Annotated in this window: 14 protein-coding genes; 8 read left to right on the top strand and 6 right to left on the bottom strand. The window is 39.1% G+C overall.

Going from position 1 to position 23,569, the window contains the following annotated elements; translation table 11 throughout:
* Positions 1-21: 21 nt before the first annotated feature.
* On the bottom strand, positions 22-2,313 hold the full coding sequence (locus HG267_RS34680; protein ID WP_045870178.1) for a heavy metal translocating P-type ATPase: 2,292 nt from the start codon (positions 2,311-2,313) through the stop codon (positions 22-24).
* A 680-nt stretch (positions 2,314-2,993) separates the two neighbouring features.
* Here HG267_RS34680 and HG267_RS34675 point away from each other — a divergent pair.
* A complete protein-coding gene (locus tag HG267_RS34675; protein ID WP_045870180.1) occupies positions 2,994-3,200 on the top strand; it encodes a hypothetical protein in 207 nt (68 codons plus the stop codon).
* Between the two features lie 235 nt (positions 3,201-3,435).
* Here HG267_RS34675 and HG267_RS34670 read toward each other — a convergent pair whose 3' ends face one another.
* Positions 3,436-6,303, bottom strand: coding sequence for a CHAT domain-containing protein (locus HG267_RS34670; protein ID WP_052335172.1), 2,868 nt, complete (start codon positions 6,301-6,303; stop codon positions 3,436-3,438).
* 192 nt (positions 6,304-6,495) lie between these two features.
* On the opposite strand from HG267_RS34670, the gene HG267_RS34665 reads away from it, so the two are divergent.
* Positions 6,496-8,562, top strand: a complete 2,067-nt coding sequence (locus HG267_RS34665; RefSeq protein ID WP_045870182.1) for a caspase domain-containing protein — start codon at positions 6,496-6,498, stop codon at positions 8,560-8,562.
* Positions 8,563-8,697: 135 nt separating this feature from the next.
* Here HG267_RS34665 and HG267_RS34660 read toward each other — a convergent pair whose 3' ends face one another.
* Positions 8,698-8,943: a hypothetical protein gene (locus HG267_RS34660; protein WP_155539206.1), complete on the bottom strand. Its 246-nt coding sequence runs from the start codon at positions 8,941-8,943 to the stop codon at positions 8,698-8,700.
* Positions 8,944-9,434: 491 nt separating this feature from the next.
* On the opposite strand from HG267_RS34660, the gene HG267_RS34655 reads away from it, so the two are divergent.
* From HG267_RS34655 to HG267_RS34645, 3 genes are read left to right on the top strand one after another with little or no spacing between them, the layout of a single operon-like run.
* Complete coding sequence (locus tag HG267_RS34655; protein ID WP_045870184.1) at positions 9,435-11,684, top strand: dynamin family protein; 2,250 nt, start codon at positions 9,435-9,437, stop codon at positions 11,682-11,684.
* 11 nt (positions 11,685-11,695) lie between these two features.
* Positions 11,696-12,727: a hypothetical protein gene (locus HG267_RS34650; RefSeq protein ID WP_045870185.1), complete on the top strand. Its 1,032-nt coding sequence runs from the start codon at positions 11,696-11,698 to the stop codon at positions 12,725-12,727.
* Between the two features lie 16 nt (positions 12,728-12,743).
* Positions 12,744-14,036 (top strand): hypothetical protein, encoded by a 1,293-nt coding sequence (locus HG267_RS34645; protein WP_045870186.1) that lies wholly within the window; start codon positions 12,744-12,746, stop codon positions 14,034-14,036.
* A gap of 188 nt (positions 14,037-14,224) precedes the next feature.
* On the opposite strand, the gene HG267_RS34640 is transcribed toward HG267_RS34645, so the two are convergent.
* The gene (locus HG267_RS34640) at positions 14,225-16,747 is read right to left on the bottom strand and encodes a hypothetical protein (RefSeq protein ID WP_045870187.1); all 2,523 of its coding nucleotides are present in this window, start codon (positions 16,745-16,747) and stop codon (positions 14,225-14,227) included.
* Between the two features lie 810 nt (positions 16,748-17,557).
* Positions 17,558-17,863: a hypothetical protein gene (locus HG267_RS34635; protein ID WP_155539208.1), complete on the bottom strand. Its 306-nt coding sequence runs from the start codon at positions 17,861-17,863 to the stop codon at positions 17,558-17,560.
* Between the two features lie 37 nt (positions 17,864-17,900).
* Between HG267_RS34635 and HG267_RS34630 the strand changes: the two genes are divergently transcribed.
* The gene (locus HG267_RS34630) at positions 17,901-20,777 is read left to right on the top strand and encodes a GAF domain-containing protein (protein ID WP_045870189.1); all 2,877 of its coding nucleotides are present in this window, start codon (positions 17,901-17,903) and stop codon (positions 20,775-20,777) included.
* A 198-nt stretch (positions 20,778-20,975) separates the two neighbouring features.
* The gene (locus HG267_RS34625) at positions 20,976-21,947 is read left to right on the top strand and encodes a CHAT domain-containing protein (protein ID WP_228045243.1); all 972 of its coding nucleotides are present in this window, start codon (positions 20,976-20,978) and stop codon (positions 21,945-21,947) included.
* Between the two features lie 166 nt (positions 21,948-22,113).
* Here the strand turns inward: HG267_RS34625 and HG267_RS34620 are convergent, their stop codons facing one another.
* A complete protein-coding gene (locus tag HG267_RS34620) occupies positions 22,114-22,320 on the bottom strand; it encodes a hypothetical protein (protein ID WP_045870190.1) in 207 nt (68 codons plus the stop codon).
* Positions 22,321-22,617: 297 nt separating this feature from the next.
* Here HG267_RS34620 and HG267_RS34615 point away from each other — a divergent pair, with 297 nt between their 5' ends.
* On the top strand, positions 22,618-23,523 hold the full coding sequence (locus HG267_RS34615; protein ID WP_096621701.1) for a hypothetical protein: 906 nt from the start codon (positions 22,618-22,620) through the stop codon (positions 23,521-23,523).
* Positions 23,524-23,569: the final 46 nt, after the last annotated feature.

Here is a 23,569-nt window from a genome sequence, read left to right as displayed (position 1 = left end):
AATGGGGAAGGGGTTATTTCTTTAGCTGAGGGTTTTAGGGTAGAAGTTGCGTAGGCGTAGGGCGTTGGTGACTACGGAAACTGAGCTAAATGCCATTGCTGCACCGGCGATAATGGGGTTAAGTAACCAACCGAAGAAGGGGAAGAGAATTCCGGCGGCGATGGGAATACCAGCAACGTTGTAAATGAAGGCGAAGAATAAATTTTGGCGGATGTTGCGAATGGTGGCGCGGCTGAGTTGAATTGCTGTGACTATGGCTTGTAAATCGCCAGAAATTAAGGTGATATCACTAGCTGCGATCGCAACGTCTGTACCTGTGCCAATTGCTATTCCCACATCGGCTTGCGCTAAAGCTGGTGCATCATTAATACCATCACCAACCATCGCCACAATTGAGTGCTGAGTTTTTTCTCTGCTTCTCTGCTTCTCTGCTTGTAAAGACTTAATCACCGCCGCCTTTTGATCGGGGCGGACTTCGGCTAAGACTCTGGTAATACCGACTTCACGGGCAATGCTTTCGGCGGTGCGTTGGTTGTCGCCTGTGAGCATGACTACTTCTAAACCGAGTTTTTGTAATGCTCTCACAGCTTGGGGTGATGTGGGTTTAATGGCATCAGCTATCCCCATGACTGCTTTGATTTCGCCGTCAACTGCTAACCAAACAGCGGTTTTACCCAGGTATTCTAAGCGTTCTTTGTCTGATTGCAAGGCTTGAGTGTTAATACCCAATTCTTCCATCCAGCGTTGTGTCCCAATTTGCACCAATCTGTGAGCAACAGTACCTTGAACACCACTACCTGCGATCGCAGCAAAATTCTGTACAGAGGCAATTAATTGTGTCTGTTGAGTTTCGGCATAGCGTACAACTGCTTCTGCTAAAGGGTGTTCGGAATTGCGTTCTACGGAGGCGGCTAGTTGAATCAGCTGCATTTCGTTGCCGTTAACTGTGCCGTTGACTGTGACAAAATCTGTGACTGTGGGTTTACCTTGGGTAATTGTGCCTGTTTTATCTAAGACAATGGTTTGAATTTGATGTGCTAGTTCTAAGCTTTCCGCGCCTTTAATTAAAATGCCGTTTTCTGCACCTTTACCAGTACCAACCATGACTGAGGTAGGTGTGGCTAAACCCAAAGCACAAGGACAAGCAATAATTAACACCCCTACTGTAGTCATCAACGCCAAGGTAACATTACCCATGATGTTGTACCAAATTATGAAAGTGAGAATTGCGATCGCAATTACTGCCCGGACAAACCACCCGGTAACTTGGTCTGCTAATCTTTGAATGGGAGCTTTTGAGCCTTGAGCTTGCTGCACTAGTTGCACAATCTGCGCCAGTACGGTATTTGCACCGACTCTGGTGGCGCGGAACTGAAAACTACCAGTTTTGTTGATGGTTGCACCAATGACTTCATCCCCTGGTTGCTTTTTCACCGGGACACTTTCACCAGTCACCATCGCTTCATCAACTGTGGATGTGCCCTCAACTACCTCACCATCAACGGGAATTTTCTCCCCAGGACGAACTAGCACCACATCACCAATTTGCACTTGCTCAATCGGTACATCGACTTCTCGCCCATGACGAATTAACCGCGCAGTTTTCGCCTGTAAACCTATTAGCTTGCGGATAGCTTCTGAGGTTTGTCCTTTGGCGCGATTTTCAAATAGTCGCCCTAATAAAATTAAAGTAATGACAATCGCTGCAGTTTCATAATACACATCTGCTCTCAAACCCTGAGCAATGAAAAAGCTAGGAACTAAGGTGGCAAATAGGGAATAGAAATATGCGGCACTAGTACCTAAAGCAATTAATGTGTCCATTGTCGCAGCATGGCGCTTTAAGGCTTTCCAGGTATTAATGTAAAAGGAATAACCACACCAAAACTGTACAGGAGTTGTCAACACTAATTGCAGCCAAGGGTTATGCAACCATGTAGGAATAAAAGGCAGGTTTAACCCTGTCATCATTGGTAGTGAACCAATTACCAACACAGCGCTCATAATCCCGCCTACCGTCACCTTACGCTGCAAATCGCGGGATTCCTGCAGGCGATGTCGCTTTTCCTCATCATCTTCTCCCGCCATCAAGTTTTGTTCTTGTAGCGGGGAGGCTGAATAACCAGCTGCATCCACTGCGTCTTGGATAGCTTGTAAATCTGTTCTTTTGGGGTCATAATCAACAGTTGCCTGTTCTGCCCCAAAATTCACATTACATTCATTCACCCCAGGGACAGCACGAATCGCATCTTCTACACTTCTGGCACAAGAAGCGCAACTCATCCCGCGCAGCTTCAATGTGGTATTCTTCATTTGCAGACTCCAACTATCAGGTTCAAGACTGCTTTTATCTTGAATCCTCCAGTGAACTGGAGTGTCAAGGCCTGGGGGGAATTCAAAATTCAAAATTAATAGTAGCGACTGTAGTAGCGTGTCTAGACCAAAGTAGTGCATTAGGTGGGAAAAAATTAACCGCAGATAAACGCAGATATAGACGCGCAGCGGCTTCCCGCAGGGTACGCTGATAAAATTAATCTCTATTGCAACATTTAAGCCTAGACACGCCACTACATTAATTCTGCGCGATCGCATACTATTTATTGTTGTCTTCTATCCTGGGATCTTCGTCAGGGCACGGCACCGATAAGATTACTGTCAATACTTGTCGGTTAAGGGGAAAAGGGGAAGGGGAAAAGGGGCAATAAAAAACCTTTAACCCTTACCCTTTCACCTTTTCCCCCAACCAAATTAAAAGTTGAAAATCCTTAACCGAGCAGTATTGAGATTACTGTATACACCAAAAGATTATGGATGCCGTGCCCCTACCGTGCAATCTTTCCCATTTATGAACAAAAGGTAAAGCGATCGCAAGCTATTTAAAGATATTGTGAAAACAAGTCAAAGAAGTTTCTCTTCTTGTGTGCATCACAACATGAATACCTTTTGTTATTCTATAAATGTAAACCACTTTTAAAGTTTCATGGTTAACACTTATGGCAGGAAGAAAGAAACTCGAACGCACCAATATCCACGCAAGAGTTGCCCAAGGGACAGGAGATAAGTTAAAAGAAATCGCCCAAAATCTAGGCTATATCTACGATAACGAAGGCTCTACCGGACAATTGCTAGATGCGATCGCCAATGGAGAAATTATCTTAATCCTCAGCAACAAATCATCTGTAATTGATAAAAATGGTTAAATATATTTACCAAAATTGGTATACAGGCAATTTAAAATAAATTTGGGGACACAATTGTCCCCAATACTGCTCGGTTAAGGATTTTCAAGTGGGAATTTGGTTTGGGGAAAAGGTGTACCCCTGCGCTTAAGCAAGCTACGCGTAGCGTCTGTGCAGGAGAAAGGGTAAGGGTTAAAGGTTTTTTCTTGCCCTCTTTTTCCCTTCCCCTTTTGCCCTTCACCGACAAGTATTGGTATTACTCGGCTTCACCAATTAAAGTAAAAGCAGCCCAGTTTCTGGGATGGGGTGCTTGTTCCATCGTTTTCAGCATAGCTTGACGCAACGCTTGGGCTTTGTCGTATTGTTCTAAGTTCTCATAGAATTGCTTCATTAATAGAGCAGTAGGTGCATCTGGAATTGACCACAGAGAGACGATAATACTGGAAACACCAGCAGAAATGAACGAGCGGGATAACCCAATCACCCCGTCTCCGGTTAATCGACCTCTACCTGTATCGCAGGCGCTAAGTACCACCAATTGGGCATTTAATTGTAAATCGAAGATTTCTTCCGCAGTCAACAAACCATTATCACTGTCAGAGGGAGTAAGAGCGATGGCACTACTCAAACCTCGGCTATTATCTAACAGGCCATGAGTAGCTAAATGAATGATCCGCGACGACACCATTTGTTGCACAACGAAAGCTTTAGTAGCGCTAGCACCGATGATGGGTTGGGATTGAAATACACTAGCTATGGCTTGAGCTTCTGCTTCTGCGCCTGGTAGTTGCGGTAGTTGTTGGGGTAGCTCCCCAATTGATGGAGCTACACTAGGCATAGTCGGATTACCTAGAATTAAAACATCTTTGAGGGCAGCAGCCTCAACTTGTGTGCGTTTTTGCTGAGTTAAATCTAAAACCTGAATTGAGGGAGCCGTCAAAATCGTGTGTTTTTCAATTAAGTATTTGCCTGACTCATCTTGTAAAGCGGGAAAGGGAACTAAAAATAAATAGCTTTGAGGGATAAAAGTCACACGGGTATTGGCATCTTCAGGTAGTAAGTCGGCTATTGGAGCAATCAAGAATTGGTATAGTTGTTGCAAATGCTCCTTGCCGTTATTAGAAACTTTGCGTCTAATTGCGTCACGTCCCCCTACACCCATTGCTTCACGAGTACTGAAAACGAGTTCTGCTAGAGAAGTATTTTGTATTTCCCACAAAGATTTTAGTTCTTGTCTGCGAAAGCATAGCTCTCCTGTAGGTTTAACTACCCAAATATATAGCTCTGATTCTCGGAATTGTAGCCCATCTTCCAATGTGAAATAATCGCCAATGAGTGCATATTCAATAATAGTAGTGTTATGAGCCACAGCAATTTTTTGAATCTGCTCAAAATTAGGAGGTTCGATAGTAGCTGGAGCAATTTGATTTGATGATAAACGCGAAGCTAATAGCTCAACAAAAGCACGGGCACGTCCTCTTTCGGCAATTTCCAAAGCATCAGTAAATTTATTTTGAGCAAGCAGAGCTTTTTGTAATAGGCTGTAAGTACTACTTTGTCTTTCAAAAACTGAGACTTTAAAAGCATCATTATTAGCTAATCTTTGCCTAATACCTTCTCTTGCCTGAATTCCCAAGTAAAGGATTTTTTCTGCTGCTGTCAGCTGACTTTGTTTAAGTAAAATACCCCCCAACTGATGTAGAGCTTGTCCTTCTGCATCTAAATCTTGAATCTCTCTGGCTATGCCTAAACTTTGTTGGGTGTATTTCTCAGCTTCCAAGTAGTTACCTTGGAAATAATCAACTAGTCCTAAACCAATTAAAGCAATACCTTCTCCTTGACGGTCTTGAGTTTTTCTAGCTAAATCTAAATATTGCAGATAATATTCAATTGCTTGGGTGTAATTTCTGAACTCACAGTAAATACTTGCTAAATTTCCCAGATTGCGACCTTCCCCTCTAGGATCTTGGATCTGCCTACTAATTTCTAAACTTTGCTGTTGGTAATTAATTGCTTGATGGTAATCTGCTTTTGCAGTATAAGCTATCCCTAAGTTTGTCAGAATTTTGGCGATAGTACCAGGGTCTTGCAGTTGATGCGCTATTTCTAAACAACGGAGATGATATTTAATTGCCTCATCATACTCACCTAAATATTGATAAGCGATGCCAATAATTTCTAAAGCTCCTAATTGTCCTGAGAGGTCTTGATTTCGTTCTTGAATCTTTAAACATTGTTTACCATATTCTATTGCTTGAGCATAATCTCCTAAATTCCTGTAAGCAACTCCTAAATTTCCGAATACGCCTGCTGCCAAAAAAGGGTCTTGAGTTTCCTCTACAAATTTTAGTGACTGCTGTAGATATGCAATCGCTTGAGAAAATTGTCCAAGGTAATTACAAACAGCTGCTAAACTTCCCAAAACTCTTGCTGCTTGGGAGTGATTTTGAAGCTGTGTATATATAACCAGCGCCTGTTCTAGAGATTGTTGAGCAGATAATAACTCACCACGATTAAGTTGCTGAAAACCTTGTTCAAATAACTGATGTGCTTTGATTTGCTGGGGATTGTTTTCGCGTTCTAAATTTGCTAAAGCTGTCCTGGTAAATTCCTGCATTTGCTGGTTATTGATTTCCCTAGCAATGGCTAAAGTTTGCTGATAGCAGTCAAATGATTTCTCATAGTCAACACAGGCAAAGTAAAGAAGTCCTTGCCAAAAAATTGTCCACCCTTCCCATTCGCGATCGCCAATTTGGCGATATATATTTAGCGCCTCTTGCAAATTCTCCAAGGCAGTTTGATAAGCACGTACCCGTATTTGTTGACGACCTTGTTCAAACAACACTTTTGCCAGATGTTGCTGAGTAATCATTGCCATTTGTGGGTCATTTATTTCTGTAGCGATCGCTAATGACTGCCGATAATAGTCAATTGCTGTGACAAACAAATTCACAGAAGCGTAAACATTTCCTAAATATCCTAAAGTTTTCCCTTCTCCTTCACGGTCTTGAATTTGTCTATATATATTTAGTGCTGTTTCAAAAGAATTTTTTGCCGCTTCCAAGTTACCAATCTCAGCTTGCTGAACACCTTGCTCAATCAGTTGGTGTGGTTGCATGTTCATGATGGCATCTCTCCAGATTTTTGGTGCTGCTTGTATGGAATGAGGCAGAGCTAATTTGTATGAATATAGGAAGCTACTAACTAATGTGACCGCATTCCGGATTTTTTCTTTGATCTGCTTGCTGTACCTGCAATGTGGCTTCGCTGATTTATGCTAACCATTCAAAGCATTTAAACAAAAGGTGGACAGTTGATGCTTGCTAGAACTGAAGCAAATGGTAAATGGGCTTTACTAATTGGCATTGATAAGTATAAATATCCGGAAGTCAATCAACTGTTTGGCTGTGTCAACGATGTAGAGCTAATGTCCAAAATTCTGCAAGAGAACTTTAATTTTCCTTGCGATCGCATTACCCTGTTGCAGAACGAAGAAGCAACCCGTGACAATATCTTAGCTGCTATGGATGCATTGGTTGACAATGTTGGTGAAGATGATATTGTCGTGATTCACTATAGTGGACATGGTTCCCAGATGACAGACCGGGAGGGAGATGAAAAAGATGGTTTGGATGAAACTATCGTACCTCACGATAGTGGACGCAACCCCAATCCCAACCGGGATATTACCGATGATGAAATTTATCTGCGTTTGTTGCAGTTGAGCAAAAAGACACCGCATACTACCTTGATTTTTGACTGCTGCCATTCTGGTACGATTAGCCGCGATCCATTTGGTGTAAATGAACGCTGGGTAGAACCAGACTTACGTCCGATCGCGGAACTACCTCCATCGCCAGTTTTAACTGAGTTAAGTCGAGGTATGGGCGATCGCGGGCCGAGTGGCTGGCTACCTCTGAGCGATCGTTACGTATTGATTGCCGCTTGCCGAGATGAAGAGAAGGCTTATGAGTACACACCGCTCCAGGGCGATAGTCAACTTAATCACGGAGCATTAACGTATTTTATCGGTCAAGCCTTGTGTAGCGCTCAGTCTGGTACTACCTACCGCGATATTTTTGAATGGGTAAGTCCACAAGTTTCGGCAGTGCGATCGCTCCAACACCCGCAAATGGAAGGAGCGCGAGACAGGTTATTATTTGACACCGAAGAGATTGAGCCAATGCGCTTTGTACCAGTTCAAGAGCGTACAGCTAATCAAATAACTCTGGCAGCTGGTGCAGCACACGCGATGACAGTAGGTTCCCAGTGGGCAATTTACCCGGGAGCAACAAAGCAAGTCACAGCAGATACTCCCAAGCTTGGGCTGGTAGAGATTACAACGGTGAGGGCTGTAACCTGCGATGCCTTAATTTTGGCAGAATCTTATGAGAATGCTATTCTCACTGGAACTCGTGCCGTAGAAGAAGCTCATTCCTACGGTCGGATGTGTTTGAAGGTCGAAATTCAAGCCCCTATAAATTATGAAACAGTCGCCAGCGAGTTGAGGGCTTTAATATCAGCGTCTAGTTTGATACAAGAAAACTCTCCAGAAGAAACTCCTGATGCACGCATTTATCTGATTCCACCACGCACAGAAGTAACACCAGAGGATGCAGTACCACAACTGGGAATTGTCACTCAACCTATATGGGCTGTCGTTGGCAAAGATGGTCAATTGATCATTCCCCTGCAAGTCGTTAAAAACACCAATGCTGCCCAAGTAGTCCGTGATAACTTGGAGAAGGTAGTGCGCTATCGTCAAACTTTATCTTTGCAAAACCCTAATCTAGATTCCCTCCTCAAAGATAAAGTTAAATTTATTCTCAAGCGGCAAGCAGCAGATAGTTCTTGGGTAGTCGCAGAACCAGAAAATAGTAGCGGACAAATTGTTTTTCAGGATGGCGAGCAGATTGCTTTGGAAATTGTTAATCAACATCATGTTCCTGTATATATTGGTATTCTCGATTTTGGTTTGACAGGAGCAGTTAGTTTACTCCACCCAATTGAGGGGTCTAACGAGCAGTTGGCTCCTGGACAATCTATTGAGATAGGCGTGCGTTACGGCGATGAAATTTATCTGTCCATACCTTCTGATTTTCCTTTCGTTCCAGTTAACAACAAGCAACAACTTATTGGGGAAACGGAAACTTTCAAACTCTTTGTGTCAACTCGTGAAACTGACTTTACCCTCAGGGTACAAGACTCTTTTGAACGCAGGCAAGTTGACACCAACCCCTTAAGACAATTGCTAGACATTGCATGGATGGGGGATGATGGACGCGATGTTATCCGCAGTCGTCTCCGCAATCATCGCCTTTCAGAAGAGGAATGGATAACGGTAGAGCGATCTTTTTTTCTGAGAGCGTTAATTAGCCCTTGAGAATAGCACTCTATATAGCTTGAATTGATAGATAAGGGACTTCCAGAAAATAAATTATCCAATAACTATTTTCTTTCTCCCCTCTGCTCCCTGCTCCCTGCCAAGAAAGCGATAGTATATTTTAGTTGGAAGTCCCTAAGGTATTTTCAAGAAATAAATTATTCCATCTTGTGGGGCGGGCATCTTGCCCGCCACATAAACTGGGCGGACAAGATATCCACCCCACAATAAATACTGGGGTATTTTTTTTAGTTGGAAGTCCCTAAATTCAGGGAAAATATCTAAAAGCAATAGCCCCGGAAGATATTTAGCACTGATGCCCAAGAGAAAGTACATTGTCACCTTTGATAATGGAGCAACAAATGTTGCTGTTGTTCGCATAGCGTTCCGCAGGAAAGGAATTAACCACAAATTGAAGTTTATTAAAAACTCTGTTTATAGATTTAGGAATTTTGAAAATTTTAGAATTAGATGTTTATTAAATTGAACTTAAATTATTAGTTTTGCATTTCAAGTAATGAAGAAACATAAATATTTTATATCAAGAATAATTCATTATCCTATTTTATACTTAAAGTTACTTGATATAATTTTTTGTAATTTTATTGCAATAAATAAACTTACAAATATTAAATTAAACCAAAGTTTTATAAATGGATTGGAAAAATATAGTAACTATGTTGTAGTAATTTTATAACAATCGTTTTATCTATAATGAGTATAAATTTTATATATAGTTAGTATGTATTAACTACTGCTAACATCGAATCATAAAATAAACTTTGTATTGCATCCATTGATGAAGCATTAAAATTTTATTTTTTTTGATGTCTTGTAACCATAAAATTCCACTCTCTATATATTTTTAAACAATGGCAGATATCCAGAAACAAATCAGTCAAGTAATCAACAAACGTCGGGAACAGCTACCACGAATTGAGGTACGCATTAAGCAAGCAGAAGAAGTAGAAAAAGGATTGAAAGAGTTAAACAACGCACTTGCTGATCTTGCCAATCACCCGAAAGCGACAGATGAATTACAAGTTTATATACGAGACTTTCAAAAGCATCAATTTAGCCAATGGATTACCAGCAGTATTGACCAATTAATAATCGCTAAAGCAAGGCTATTACGCGAAACTATTAATATAGGTGTTAGTGGTCAAGCGCGAGTTGGTAAGAGTACACTTTTACAAACAATTGCTGGACTTACAGACGAACAAGTTCCTACAGGATCAGGTATTCCAGTAACAGCAGTACGTAGTCGCTTACGTCATTCTACTACTCATTCACGAGCTATTCTCACCTTACACACCTTTGAAACATTTAGAGAGCAGATTCTTGAACCTTATCACAAAGAACTGAAGCTCTCCTCATGTCCCATTACACTTGCAGATTTTCAATCTTTTAATTATTCTCAACCGAATATTTTAGGTGATAATTCGCCTCACAGTTCAATAGTCTTATTAGAGCGTCTCCGCAAAATGCAGAAAGCTCTTCCTTCCTATTCCAATTACTTAACAGGAGAGACAAAGGAAGTCAGTTTACAAGGATTACGTTCTTGGGTTGCATATCCAACAAATGAGGAAGAAAAAAATCCCAATTGTCCACGACTTTACTTAGCTGTACGGGATGTTTTAATCGAATGTTCTTTTAAGGCTACAGATGTTGAAAATTTAACTATTATTGACCTTCCCGGATTAGGAGAACTTGATGCAAGTGCAGAAGAACATCACGTAGCAGGGTTGAAAAATGAAGTTGATTTAGTTTTATTAGTCAAGCGTCCAGTGGAAGGGTTAGCTTTTTGGAAAGCCGAAGATGGAAAAGCAGCCAATATTCTTGATCTAGCGCGTGGCGCTATTAAGCAACGTCGGGATTTTGTGATTCTTGTAGTTAATGGTGATGCAAGTTCACAACTTTTGCAGGTACTCTTAGACGACATTACCCGTCAAGCTAATGAAGGAATTCCTGATAAACACTATAAGGTATTACAATGTAACGCTACAGATTCATCTAGTGTGCGTGATTCCTTACTTAAACCATGTCTTGAGCATTTAGCAGAGCGACTGACCATAATGGATCAAGAAGTAATTGAATCAGCTAAGAGTGAATGGCTAACTACAATACAGCGTATTCAAGGAGTATTAGAAGATTTAAGAAAGGGATTAAAATCACAAACACCAAATTCAGTTGCATCACCTGAACTTTTTGATGAATTGGTTGGAAAACTACGAGAAAATATCGCAGTATCTTTAAAAGAAGAAGTTGTCCAAGAGCTATTCCAACAAGCTCGCAATTCGGAAGAGGAAGATACTAAATTAATTGAAACTATTCGTTTTATAGATAAACAAATTAATCAATGGGTAGAAGATGAAGGTTTTGGAATTGGCAAAGAACAATGGATTAGCAAAGCATATAAAAAGATACAGCTAGATACAAGTGAAGCTAAATTTGCAGTAGATGAATTGAACAGAATTAGAGTCGAAATTAGTGAAAGATACTGTCAAATAGATGATTACTTAGATACCAAGGTAGAAGATTTATGGGCAAAAATTAGTTATATTATTCGCAAACATACAGGTCAGCTTCTAGAAGCTACTCAAGATAGTAGAGAGTCCCTAGAAAAATTGGCAGAATTGTTAAAGAACGGCAGTGAATTTTGCCCCAACTTACAAAAAGCTGTAGATGAATTATTATCACTGAATATCAGTTATCGAACACATTTTCATCCACGAGTGAGAAAACAATTAGATTCACTAAATTTTAATGCTTTGCAACATATTTTGGTGACCAAATATAAATTTGGAGAAGAAAAGAAATATTCTGAAGAATTGTTTAAGAGAATGTCCGAACTTGCTATTCAAGCATCTGACAAAACAAAAAAAGCTCTTGTATCTGAAACCTTAACACCAGTATTAATCCTCCATGCAGCCGCAGAACAATTTGAAGATAGTCTAATTCGATCTGGAGAATCTGAAAAGGAATTTAAAAGGTTAGGACGATCCTATAGAGATGAAATCTGGCCTAGTACATTTAGTAATATTGATGCTGAAAATGCAAAAGTAACAAAAGTCCACCGAGCCATTGATATGTTAGAAAAAACGGTTAGGAGTTTTAATTAAGGAAATCACAAATGACAAATAATAATCAGGGATTAAATATTCAATATAAAATAGGAATTATTGGCCCAACTCGTGTCGGTAAAACCTCAATAATTACTGCTTTACTTGAGCAAGGAAAAGACTTACTGACAGGAACAGGTGTTTCCATAGAAGCTGTTGGTAATGCAACAAAAGCACGTATAAATGGCTATCGTGACAAACTACGAGGTTCATTAATAGCAGAGGAATTTAATCCTGGTGGACTAAGTGGAACTGAAGAGCCTTCTAGGCTAGAACTAACTATGCGTGTAGATAACAGTAACAGCAAACTTACCTGGGCTATACTGGATTATCCCGGTGCTTGGGTTGATGAAAGGTTCCGTCCTCCAGAGAGACAAAAAGATTGGGAAGATTGCCTAGCTTGGATTAGAGAGAGTATTGTCCTGTTAGTTCCCATAGATGCCGCTATAGTTATGGAGTCTTCAACTCCAAGCGAAAAACGAGCAGCTAATACTACTTTACAAATCAGTCAAACAGGAGATGTTGCACGTGAATGGGTTAAAGGAAGGATAAATAAAAAAGAACCAGGTTTATTAATACTTGTACCTGTAAAATGTGAAACATACTTTAGTGATAATGGAGGTCAAAGAAATCAAAGCGAAGAGCTACTAGAAAGTATCCAGCAGAAATACTATCAGGATTTATTGAGTTCTGTACACAAAGAAATAAATGGTGCTACAAATACACCACAAATATTAATTCAATATCATCCTATTGATACTATTGGATGTGTTGAAATTAAAAATACTCAATGGACTGTAGAAAATAATGACGCAGTATTTCAAGCAAATTATTTAGTTCGTCCTCCCCGTAAGTTTTCTCCCAAGGGTGCAGATGGACTAATTATTACTATTTGTCGTCAAATTATTAATCTAGAGAAGAATAAACAGCGAAATATAGTGAGCAGTTTGTGGCGATGGCTCACAAAAGAAGATAAAAAGCTACAAAATGCCATTGAAAAACTTCACTCCAAACCATTTAGTGAACGTGTAAAAGATTTGTAAATTGGAGATTAGTTAAATGTCTCAGATATTTATTCAAACCAGGGGAACGTCAATAGACTACAAATTCCTGATTAAATCACCATCGCCAACTTGGTGGAGGGATTATCGTGACTTGACTTCCTTTGAAGATCCAACTCTGATTATTGAAAATATTGATGGTAGCCCTCGTATTTATCTTAGTGCCATACCTTCGGAAAGAAAAGATCGTGTTAACACTCGTATCAGATACACATTAGTTGTGGAAATAGAAAAAGATGATCACACTTTAGATGATTTTGTTCTTAAATTAGTATCAACATGGGTAAATGAAGTAGGTCAATCATCTAAATATAAACCAATAAATAGCAAAATTGGTAATATGCTAGATAAACATTTTTCAGAAGAATTTGTAGATGGATTTTTGGGTTTAAAATATCCTGAAAATCAAAATATTGACGAGTTGAATGATAAATTAAAAAATTTCCAACAAGAAATTTCTAAATTGACCAAACCAGAAACGATATACGATAATGCTTCTTGGTGGGGAGGAATAGGTAATGAAAAAAATCGCCAAGATTGGATTGCATTAGTTGATAAATTAGTCTCAAATAAATCATATGGAAAAGCTTTATTTTTGAATCTAGCAGCAGAAGAAAACGATATACAAGATATATTAAGAGATACAACAGGACAAATAATTTGTTTAATAAATGGAAATTCTGATCAACAGCAGTTTTCTGTAATAGAAAAAATCAAAATTTTTATAAGCAAGCTCAAGCATCTAAAGTCATTTGTTGTGATATCTGTTTGCATATTGTTTGTATTCTTAATTACTTTTAATTTAATTGGTTTTTCAGGAAATAGATTGAGTGAAAGTAAGGTGATTCAGTATGTTGCAAAATCCTGTAAAGAAGAAAAAACATCTGCAAATTCTACTCCAACTTTACCAAAACCAGAAACTCAATCCACTGCTTCAAAGACTACTCCAAATTCACCAAAACCAGAAACTCAATCCACTGCTGCAAACTCTACTCCAAGTTTACCAAAACCAGAAACTCAATCCACTGCTTCAAAGACTACTCCAAATTCACCAAAACCAGAAACTCAATCCACTTCAAATTCACCCAAACCAGCAATTCCAGTCACAAAAGAAGAAATAGTTACAACAGAAGAACTAGCTGAAAAGTTAAACGTAAGTAAAGATGAGCTGCTTTCTGAGGTAAAAAAATGTCATGAAAGCTTCAAAACATGGTCAAAAAAATTTGAAAAAGGAACATGGGATTTTAAAATCAATGGTTCTCAACTAACCTTTAAAAAGGTTAATTTTTAATATGTCAACATCATGTATCTATCGGTTAAGGGGAAAAAGGGGAATGGGAAAAGGAAAAGAAAAAACCTTTAACCCTTCACCTTTAACCTTTTCCCCAAAATCAATTTTGAGTTCAAAACGCTTAACCGAGTAGTATTGATACAACCAGCAATATTAAAGTAAGGATGATTGCTATAGTTGCAATTAGCTTAAACTCGCCCAAGCCAAACTTTTTTTTCAATCAGTTCAGCAATTGGATGTTTAGTAGTGGCTCCAGGCTCAGTATCGTGATGCCATTTCTGCCAAATGCTGGCGGCGAGTTGAGAAAACTCACCCCCTACTTGATACCAACTCGGATTATCTTCTCTACTCCAGAGTTTACATAGCAAATCTAAAACTTTTTCAGAAGTGAGATTGTGCATGGGGTTCAATTTGTTTGCGTTGGATTTAGTTAAGCTATCTTCTTCCCTAAAAACTCTACTCAATCCTTCTTTGACGCTTAAATTGCTAATCTTTTCTGAACACCTGGAAATATTGAAAAGTGCGTCACAAATCCGTCTATTCAAACTTAAATATACAGCCCCTTTGAGTGCCTTTAAAAAAATCTCTAACGCATTGGTCGCATCATCTTGAATTAATAATAAATATTCTCCATCAAGCAAATAAATTTCTGAAAGCACGGCTTGCCAAAAATTATTACTGTGACCAGCAGTTAAATCCGTTTTAGCAAGTTTATCAGCAAACTTAGATGCCTGTTTTGGTAAATTCGTTTCTCCGACTCTGATCCAAGCTCTGCCTGCAAATGCTAGCCATCGAGAAGCTCGTTGAGCTAAACCAATACGTAATGCGTAGTGAGCTGCTCTGAGAAAATTTTCTGCGGCGGCTACAAGAGAGCTTTTCTCATCAGCAAGATAAAACTCTATACGGGCAACATTTCCATACATTTCCGATAATGCTAGATACACATCCCAACCAGGATCTTTGTAACAAGATCCTGGTTTAATTGCAGCTCGAATTTCCCTATCCCAGATTTCTAATCTCAGCCACTGACTTCTTTTAGTTTTATCAAATAAGTTTGGCTCGTGCCCACAAGAAAGCTCATATAGGTAGACTTCTGAACGAATCAGAGCTTGGATAGGAACAAGCTCTTGCTTGACTTTTTGGTCTTCCTCAAGGACTTGGTTCATTTCTTGAATGAGCAGTTGGGCGTTGCTGATGTTTCCTTGAAAATTGGATTGTCTTAGCTCTAAGCGTTTTGTCAGAAAATAGCAGCGATAAAAGTTGAGTCGATATGAAAAGTAAATATCCTCTTGAGGAATTTTCTTCAATTCTTCCCTAGCAGTAGAAGCGATTTTCTTAATTTCAACAGTTTGACATTCTTCATCAAGAAATTGAAATTTTTGAAAAGCTCTCCTGGCTCTTGTTAATCGCTTTCTCAAATCAGAGAGAGCTTTACAGGCTGAAGTATAAATTTGCAGATCTAGTTTGCCGGATGTACTTTGATCGCCTATCCATTGCTTAGTAGCATAGACGATCGCTTGCAACATCGTGATCATCGAGTCGCGATCTACCCAAATTCCTTGATAATGTGGTCTATTACCTAGAATTACTGTTGTTTCAACTAAAGAATCAATACTACTGTCTAGAGTTTTTGTTGATATGCTGACGTTGGCTATATGCTCTGCCAAGCCCATGTGTAAGCTCAAAGCACCTATCGCATTCTCAACGATTGTATTACCAGAAGTGTACATCCATTCAATCAGCTCGTGAGATTCGCCATCATAACTAAAGCTACAAGTCACTAAGGCCATAATCACAGGAGTGAGGGAATCAAGAGACTTGGCTTGTGGTTGCATTGTCCAGCATGAACCTGGAGTTTTCAGGGCACACTCTGCTTGATGACCTATTTGTACAAATTGAGCGTATAAATCACTATATTCCTTTTCTGCATTCACATATCGAGATAAAGTTTGAAATTCTGTCTTTTGCACTCTCAGGTGAAGATTGGGGAGATTTTTGAGCATTTGCTCTTTGATCGCAATGCTGATGAATAATCTGATAGCTTCTTGCTGGGTGAACTTTGTCTTACCTCCAGCTCTCAGCCTGTCCCTAGTCCGCTCTAGCTTGTCAATTACTTCCAGTCTTAGTTTTAAACCAAGTGTTGGGTGAGATTCCCAAAGATTATCAATCAGAGATGTGAGATAGTCGTTCTCTTGATATTTAAAATGTCCTTTGTTAGTAATTGCTATTTTGTGATTTGCGATCGCTAAAAACTCTTGAGTCGTAGGTACTAAGTCTTCAACCTCTAAAAACTCAAGCAATGCCACCACTTGAGCAATTTGAAAAAACCTTTTTGGGCTGACCTTAATAATACTAGCGTTATTTGGTAAGAAACCAGCCGACTCTAATAGTTCGTCAGTCCCAATCTCTCCCAATAATTCTCGTAGTTCGTTAGCATGAGGATGAGAGTCGATATCTTGGGAGGTTTTTTCACCCTCTGCTTTTGATTTTCTTTTCGATGGTTTATTGTTTTGCAGAGTTGTGCAAAGTTTGATTAAGTCTTGGCGATTAACTGGTAACCTTTTTTTTTCCTGATTGAGAAATTCAATCACAACTGGTCGGCTCACATCCATCCCTTTTGAGAGTTCTACCTGAGTTGCTCCCATTTTTTCTAGGAAGAAGTGAAGCATCTTCCTGAGCTCTTCTTGGTCTTCCATACTGTCTTTACTCATACTCTTGATTCTAGAGCTAGTAGTTGTCAATATAATTTACAGTAAACCTCAAATATATTCATTATTTGTAATCTCTTATACATAATTTATTTATTTTGCATCTTTTTTACGACATGTCATTTTAAACAGGCTTTTTTCAAATTTATACTCCTTATATTGTATATATAGCTACAATTTGCTGGTAAAATCTTGTTTATATATTGACATGTACATAATTATTTGCTAAATAAATTAGCAACCATTTATTCAGCAGTTGTAAGTTTTCTTAACACTGTGAAAAGAAAATAGCTAGGTTTAAACAAATCAATCAAATTGGATTCAGAGAAATTCAATGGGGCCTGAGTTAAGGCTAAGACAAAGTTGAGTGTTGTTGTGAGGATGTGAAGAGTTTCCTGATTCCGTGACCAAACCTAGCGCTTAAAAATGCAGCATCATCTAATACGAGAGGTAAAACGGTTTCAGCATTCGCCATTAGTAGCCCACAAAATTTAAGCTTTATTTTGCAAGTGATGAGAGCATAACTCTAACACATACATTTTTGTGCTGGATTGCCTTCATGAAAGTATTTGCAAACAATTAAATATTTGTTCACAAAACATCGATATAAATCACCAAATCGATGCCTCAGCTTTGCATATCCATTGCTAACAGATACTGCCAATTAATTAAATCTGGGAGAGTGCAAAATGCATAAATTTGTGGTGTGAATTAAGCATTTGTCCATGACAAATAAATTGAATTACAACTAATCTGATTGGAGTTTATAGCCATGACACCAAGACACTATAGTTTGCTATTGCAATTTACTGCTCAGTTCCTCAAATATTTTTTGCTAGCAATATTCGCTTTTGCGATTATGTCTATTTTATTCATTAGTTTTGGAGCTTCACATACTGTTGTTATGCTACTGCCTATTGCAGGCCATTGGTTTTCTAAGCTGGGAATTATCTTGTTGTGTTTAATCACCACAACGGTCATTTTAGAATCTTGGCGGTAAATATCGCTTGACCCGAAACCCAACGGGGTAAGGAGTTCTGGAGTGCGTTCGTCCTTGATGTTGCTGTAGGTATTCTCTGCATTATCCATCAAGGAGCGATCGCCAATCGCTACACCCACCCAACCTTTAGTAATTCATCACTTACAGGAAATGTATATGCATAATTCTCAACATTTTCCCGAAGATTTCAAAGCATTTGAACAGCAAATTCTCCAAGCTGAAAACCAAATAGCCAAAGCGACAACTGAACTCTTTCGCTTAGAATTAATTCTCGATCGCATTTGCCATGAAATTCAAGATTCATTGGGATTTGATTTTGTCAATATCTCCTTAGTCATGCCTGCATCAAACACTATTGAAGCAGTACATGGAATTGGTATCGGTAAAAATTGGGTGAATCGAGCCAGACATTACCTGGAGGACGATCCAGAATTACGAGATATTCAAGCAGATATAGTTAAAGAATGCCACACGGAGATTATCTCCGGGCAAAATGAACGCTTTGATAGTTGGATTTTTGAAACATTTGACCATCATCATCTTGTCCGCATTTTTACGCCGATTATTCTGATTCGAGATGAAAGCGGCAAAATTCTAGAGGATTGGTTTGAACAGTATGATTGGCAAGAGAATTTTGTTGCCAAGCAAATTGGGACTGAAAAGCAACATACTATTATCACTATGAAGCCAATACCAGGTTATGCTCCACCTAAAGTAATTGGCTCTGTAGAAGCAGGTTATGAGAATTGTGACACCAAAATCACCCATAAACAAGCGATCGCATTAGCTAAACTTGTGGCTCAAAGAGCGCTAGATATTCGTAAAGCACGTCTGCGTTATGTATTAGAAACTGTTGCTGAAAATGCTAGGCACATTTTAAAAGCTGACTTCACTACACTACACTTTTTGTGGGAACCACAGAAAAACCATTATATTTACGAAGTTTGTGCAGGCTGTATTGACCATCAGCTTCTCAAAGACTTTCCACCGCGCAAGCCAAGTTTAAATGGGTTAGGCTGGCAAGCTATTCTTGAGGGTAAACCTAAATTTTTACCAGATTTACCCAAAGCCAACGAAAATTCACAGCCAAGCTCTTTTAACCCAATAGCCCTGAAAGAAGGTTCTCGAACTTATGCAGCTTTTCCCTTATTACTCAATGGTAGCAACGCAAGTATAGAGGAAATCACTGCTCTTGATCGAGATAGTAGTAATCATCAACATCAAACTAGCCAAGGGCAACTAGAGCCTATTTGTGTAGGAGTTTTATACGTACACTTTCAGCGCGAACATCAATTTAATCAAGAAGAGTTGCAATTGGGCAAACAGTTTGCTCGTAATGCAGTTGATGCCATCTGGCACGCAATCACCTATCAACAGATGCTTGATAAAGCACGTCAATTAGCCACGATTCATTCAGTTGCTCAATCACTCAGTCGGATACCAGAAAATGCCGATTTATTAGGAGATATTGCCTGGAACACTTTAAATGTCCTTGCAGCCGATGTAGTGACCATTTATGCATATATTCAGACCGAAAATCATTTTTTACCTGAAGTTAGTTATGCAGGTCGTCTGAAAGAAGAGCAAAAAATGAAAGATACAAAGCTTGATCAGCAAGATGTACCATTTTTACTGATCAAACATGGAGAAAATATCTATGCTTCAATAGTTTCAAATGAGCCTATATTTAAAGACTCAGCTTTTAGTCAACGAGAAAAAATTCAGTCTGTAGCTGGAGTTTTACTCAGGGTAGAGCGAGACATCGTTGGAGTTATGTTCATTAATTATCGGCGACCTCATGATTTTTCGGGCGAAGAGAAACAAATTATTAATACTTTAGCTTCCTCCGCCGCAACTGCTATTAAAAATCAACGATGGTTACAAACATTAAGCAGTATTGACCGCCAGATTATTACTACATTAGAAGAAGATGAACTGTTGAAATTGATTGTACAGCAATCAGTACAAATCACGGGAGCCGAATTAGGAACCATTCGGTTGTTAGATTCTGTGAATAAATTGCTAGTCACGAAGGTTAGTTATCCTGAAAGCATACCAACTAGTCAAGCTCCAAAATACGGCACTCTAGACAAAGGAATTACAGGTTGGGTTGCTACTCATCGTCAGCCTGCATTAGTCAATGATGTTCAATCCGATATCCGCTATCAACCCTGCTTTACTAATGTGCGCTCAGAATTATGTGTGCCTTTGTTAGATAAGGATCGTGGTGTACTAGGTGTACTTAACGTAGAAGGACGTAAACCACAAGAATTTGACCAAGGGGATTTACGCAGGTTAGAAATTTTAGCAGATCTAGCGGTTATTGCGATCCAAAACGCAGAAACTAAAGAACAACTTGTGAAAACAGAAGCAATAGCTACCTTAGGTGAACTAGCAGGCCCGTTAGTTCATAAGATAAATAATTATGTTGGTGCTATTCGTATCTGGGCGCAGGATATTCTTGATGAAAATGATGATGGCGATTGCAGCAAGGCATTTGAAATTTTTTCCTTAGCAAATAAGGTGTTAGAGGATGCTGAATGTTTGAAGATTTGGCTGCAAGAACAACGTCAACCTCTTCATCTCAAAAAAGTAGTAATGCAAGCAATAAATCGAATGCAAATAAGTTCAAATATTCAGCAAAATTTGCACATTTTTGCCAGCTTACCGGAAGTATTTGCAGGTAAACAGCAATTGATATATGTCTTCGATAACCTCATCCAAAATGCGGTAGATGCCATACTGATGAAAAGTGAGCTAGGAGGTGAGTTATCACTTGAGGCTAGAATTGACGAAGAAGGTTTTGTGAAAATCACTGTTACTGATTCTGGTGTAGGTATTGCACGAGAAAATTTAGAAAAGATTTTCCAGCCTGATTACTCAACAAAGGGTGCTAGAAGAGGCATGGGTTTTGGACTATGGTGGACAAGATTTTATGTTGAGCGATTAGGAGGAAAAATATTAGTGAATAGTACCCTTGATGCAGGAACAAAGTTTTCTGTAATCTTGCCAATTTACAAATCGGGTATCTGATACCAATTTGAAGAATGATCGCTACAAATGTAAGTAGGAGAGCTTCTTATGGGGCGGACAAGATGTCCACCCCACAAGAGTTTTAATAATGCACTATTTTAGGCTTGCCATGCCACTACACATCTGTCGCATTCTTGTTTAAATTGGTATGAATTTGTAGCAGTAACTCCAGTTACAAAATTAAGTGCAGGAATTGAGATGAAATATTTGAAAGTGCTTCTGGTTGAAGACGGATCAGAATGGCAGAGTATTCTTCAAGAAAAGATTCGTCGTGCTCTGCAAGATACTAATAACTTAGACATTAGAGTTGTGAAAACTTTTGCTGAAGCTTATAAGTCCCTTAACGAAAGCCAATGGGATTTGTTAGTTACTGATATTGGTTTAGGGGATTCATTGATTTCGTCGCAAAAATTGGGAATTCAATTAATCGAATTAGCTAGCGAACGACAGATACCAGCAATAGCAGTTAGCGGAACGCCCCATTTAACTACTCAAGATTCTGCTGATTTAGTTACCGAGAATGGAGCTATTTTTTTTAGTAAGCAAAATTTTGATAGTAAAAAATTTATTGCTAAAATTCAGACGCTGATGTGTAAGCAGCAGGATTCAACGATGAAGGTAATTTTAATTTTGGCATCAAGTCCAGTTAATAAAGCAAGGCTGCGTTTAGACAAAGAAGTGCATGAAATTGATGAAGGTTTACGTCGTTCCGAGAAGCGCCATCAATTCAAATTAGAGCAAAGATGGGCTGTAAAAGCTGATGATTTGCGTCGAGCTTTGCTAGATATCGAGCCACAAATTGTCCATTTTTGTGGACATGGAAATGGTGAAGACGGACTGTTGATCCAAGATGAAGATGGCAATTCAAAACTTGTAAGTACAGGAGCTTTAAAAATATTATTTGAATTATGTGCTCATCATGTCGAGTGTGTTCTGCTCAACGCTTGTTATTCTGAGGTACAGGCAGATGCTATCGTCGAGCATATTAATCATGTAATTGGTATGAGTAAAGCGATTGGAGATCAAGCTGCGATTAAGTTTGCTACAGGATTTTATGATGCTATTGGGGCGGGTAGATCAGTGGAGACTGCTTATAAATTTGGTTGTAATGCTATTCAATTAGAAAATATTCCCGAACACTTAACTCCTAGACTGAAAAAGAGACAATAGTTTAATAATGCCCACTCAACGAAATTAGAATCGCCCAAACTTAGATTGTGGTTGGATAAATGACAGCTTGTGAACAGCGATACCTACGACACACTGCGTGAACGCTGGATTATTCCCCCATCCCCAACAGTTATAACTTCCGCTCCGCGACGGAGATGATCAACACCTACTTCCCAAAGGATATTGTCAGGCTTGAGCCACCCTGCGAGGGTGGAATGATATAACTACCATGTTGATCACGGCGATACGCCTCTGGAGTCGTTGCGCGATCGCCTACACTTAAAATTTGACGCAGAGTGTCTATATCTATTTCTGTGTGGGTTCCTCTGGCAAAGCGATTAAGAATGCTGTTAATGTTATTAGAATCCACCATCTCTCATAAGTTCTTAGTTTTATCTTACACAATTCAATGATTAAAATACTTAAGATTTTATTTAGTTTCTCTGTGTCTAAAAGCTGATATTAGTATGCTTTATGTCATATCTTGATCAAGATTAAAAATGTCTTCTTATTAATTTCGTCTAATACCAAAATATTCTTGTAATGTAAAAATTATACTTATGATCCTAAAAATATTTAGGAATCACAGAATCTACCTTGGTAGATTCTATTGATGTCACCAAATGCTTATTTATTCAAAACGGAAGTTTTCACAAAGGAGACGGTGTAGATGAACGATGAGCTAACCCCTCCAAACCCAGAACAGACAGATGCTTTATTATCTGACTTGCTACAAGAAGTTCAAAAATGGGAGGGAACTCTCGCTGGTGGAACAAAACTAGGCGTTGGGGGAGAAGCTGTTGACAGTCTGTTTAAAACAAAAGTCAGTTTTGGCAATCCTCAAGATAAGTTAATTCGCCTTACAGAGGAGACATTTAAAAATAGCGGTACTGAACTGATTGACATTTACAAGCAGCAGATACGCAACCAGTTCGACTTTTATTACATGACTTTTACCATAGATTTACGCCCTGAGCGAGGCGCGCAGTTTTGGCGGTTAACCTGCGAGCTAGATTTTGGGCCTAAAGGAAGCAAAGAACCAATTATTCAAAGCCTATTCCCATCTGATAAATGGCGTTCAGTGATGAGTTTTGGTGTAGGTATGGATGTGGGCTTGGGTGGTGACTTGGAATGGAGTGTAGGAATAGATAGTTCTCAATTGGCTAAATTGTTACCATCAATTCCCGATAATCTGAAAGCAAGCGTGTCAACTAAGGATAATTTAAAGGCTTTTCTTGCTGTTCCTGCTTACGGATATCAACTTGGTTACTCGGAAATTATTACCAATGGTGAAGGTAACTCTCTGTGTTACTGGCGTATTAATGATGACAATTTACAACGAATTGGGACAGCAAAATTTGCGATCGTCTTTAAAGTACCTCAGGGAACTGATTCTATAACTGTGAGGGGTACAGCATGGGCTGAACCAAAGATGAACTGGTTAACTTCTGCTTTAGAAGATGTAGCTGCTGCTTTATCGGAGCGTTTTCAGAGATTTTTGGGACAAGGGGATGATGCTGCAAGTAAATTCGCCCGTGGTGATGCCGAATTCTGGACTTTAAAACTTCCCAAATAAGCTGAATTTAAATCATTAAAATGTATTGCTAAGGCAAGGGTAAAAG

This window comes from Tolypothrix sp. PCC 7601 (assembly GCF_025677855.1).
Classification (GTDB): Bacteria; Cyanobacteriota; Cyanobacteriia; order Cyanobacteriales; family Nostocaceae; genus Aulosira; species Aulosira diplosiphon.
Note: the sequence above shows the minus strand (reverse complement) of the source record. Positions and strands in the feature narration are given on the sequence as shown.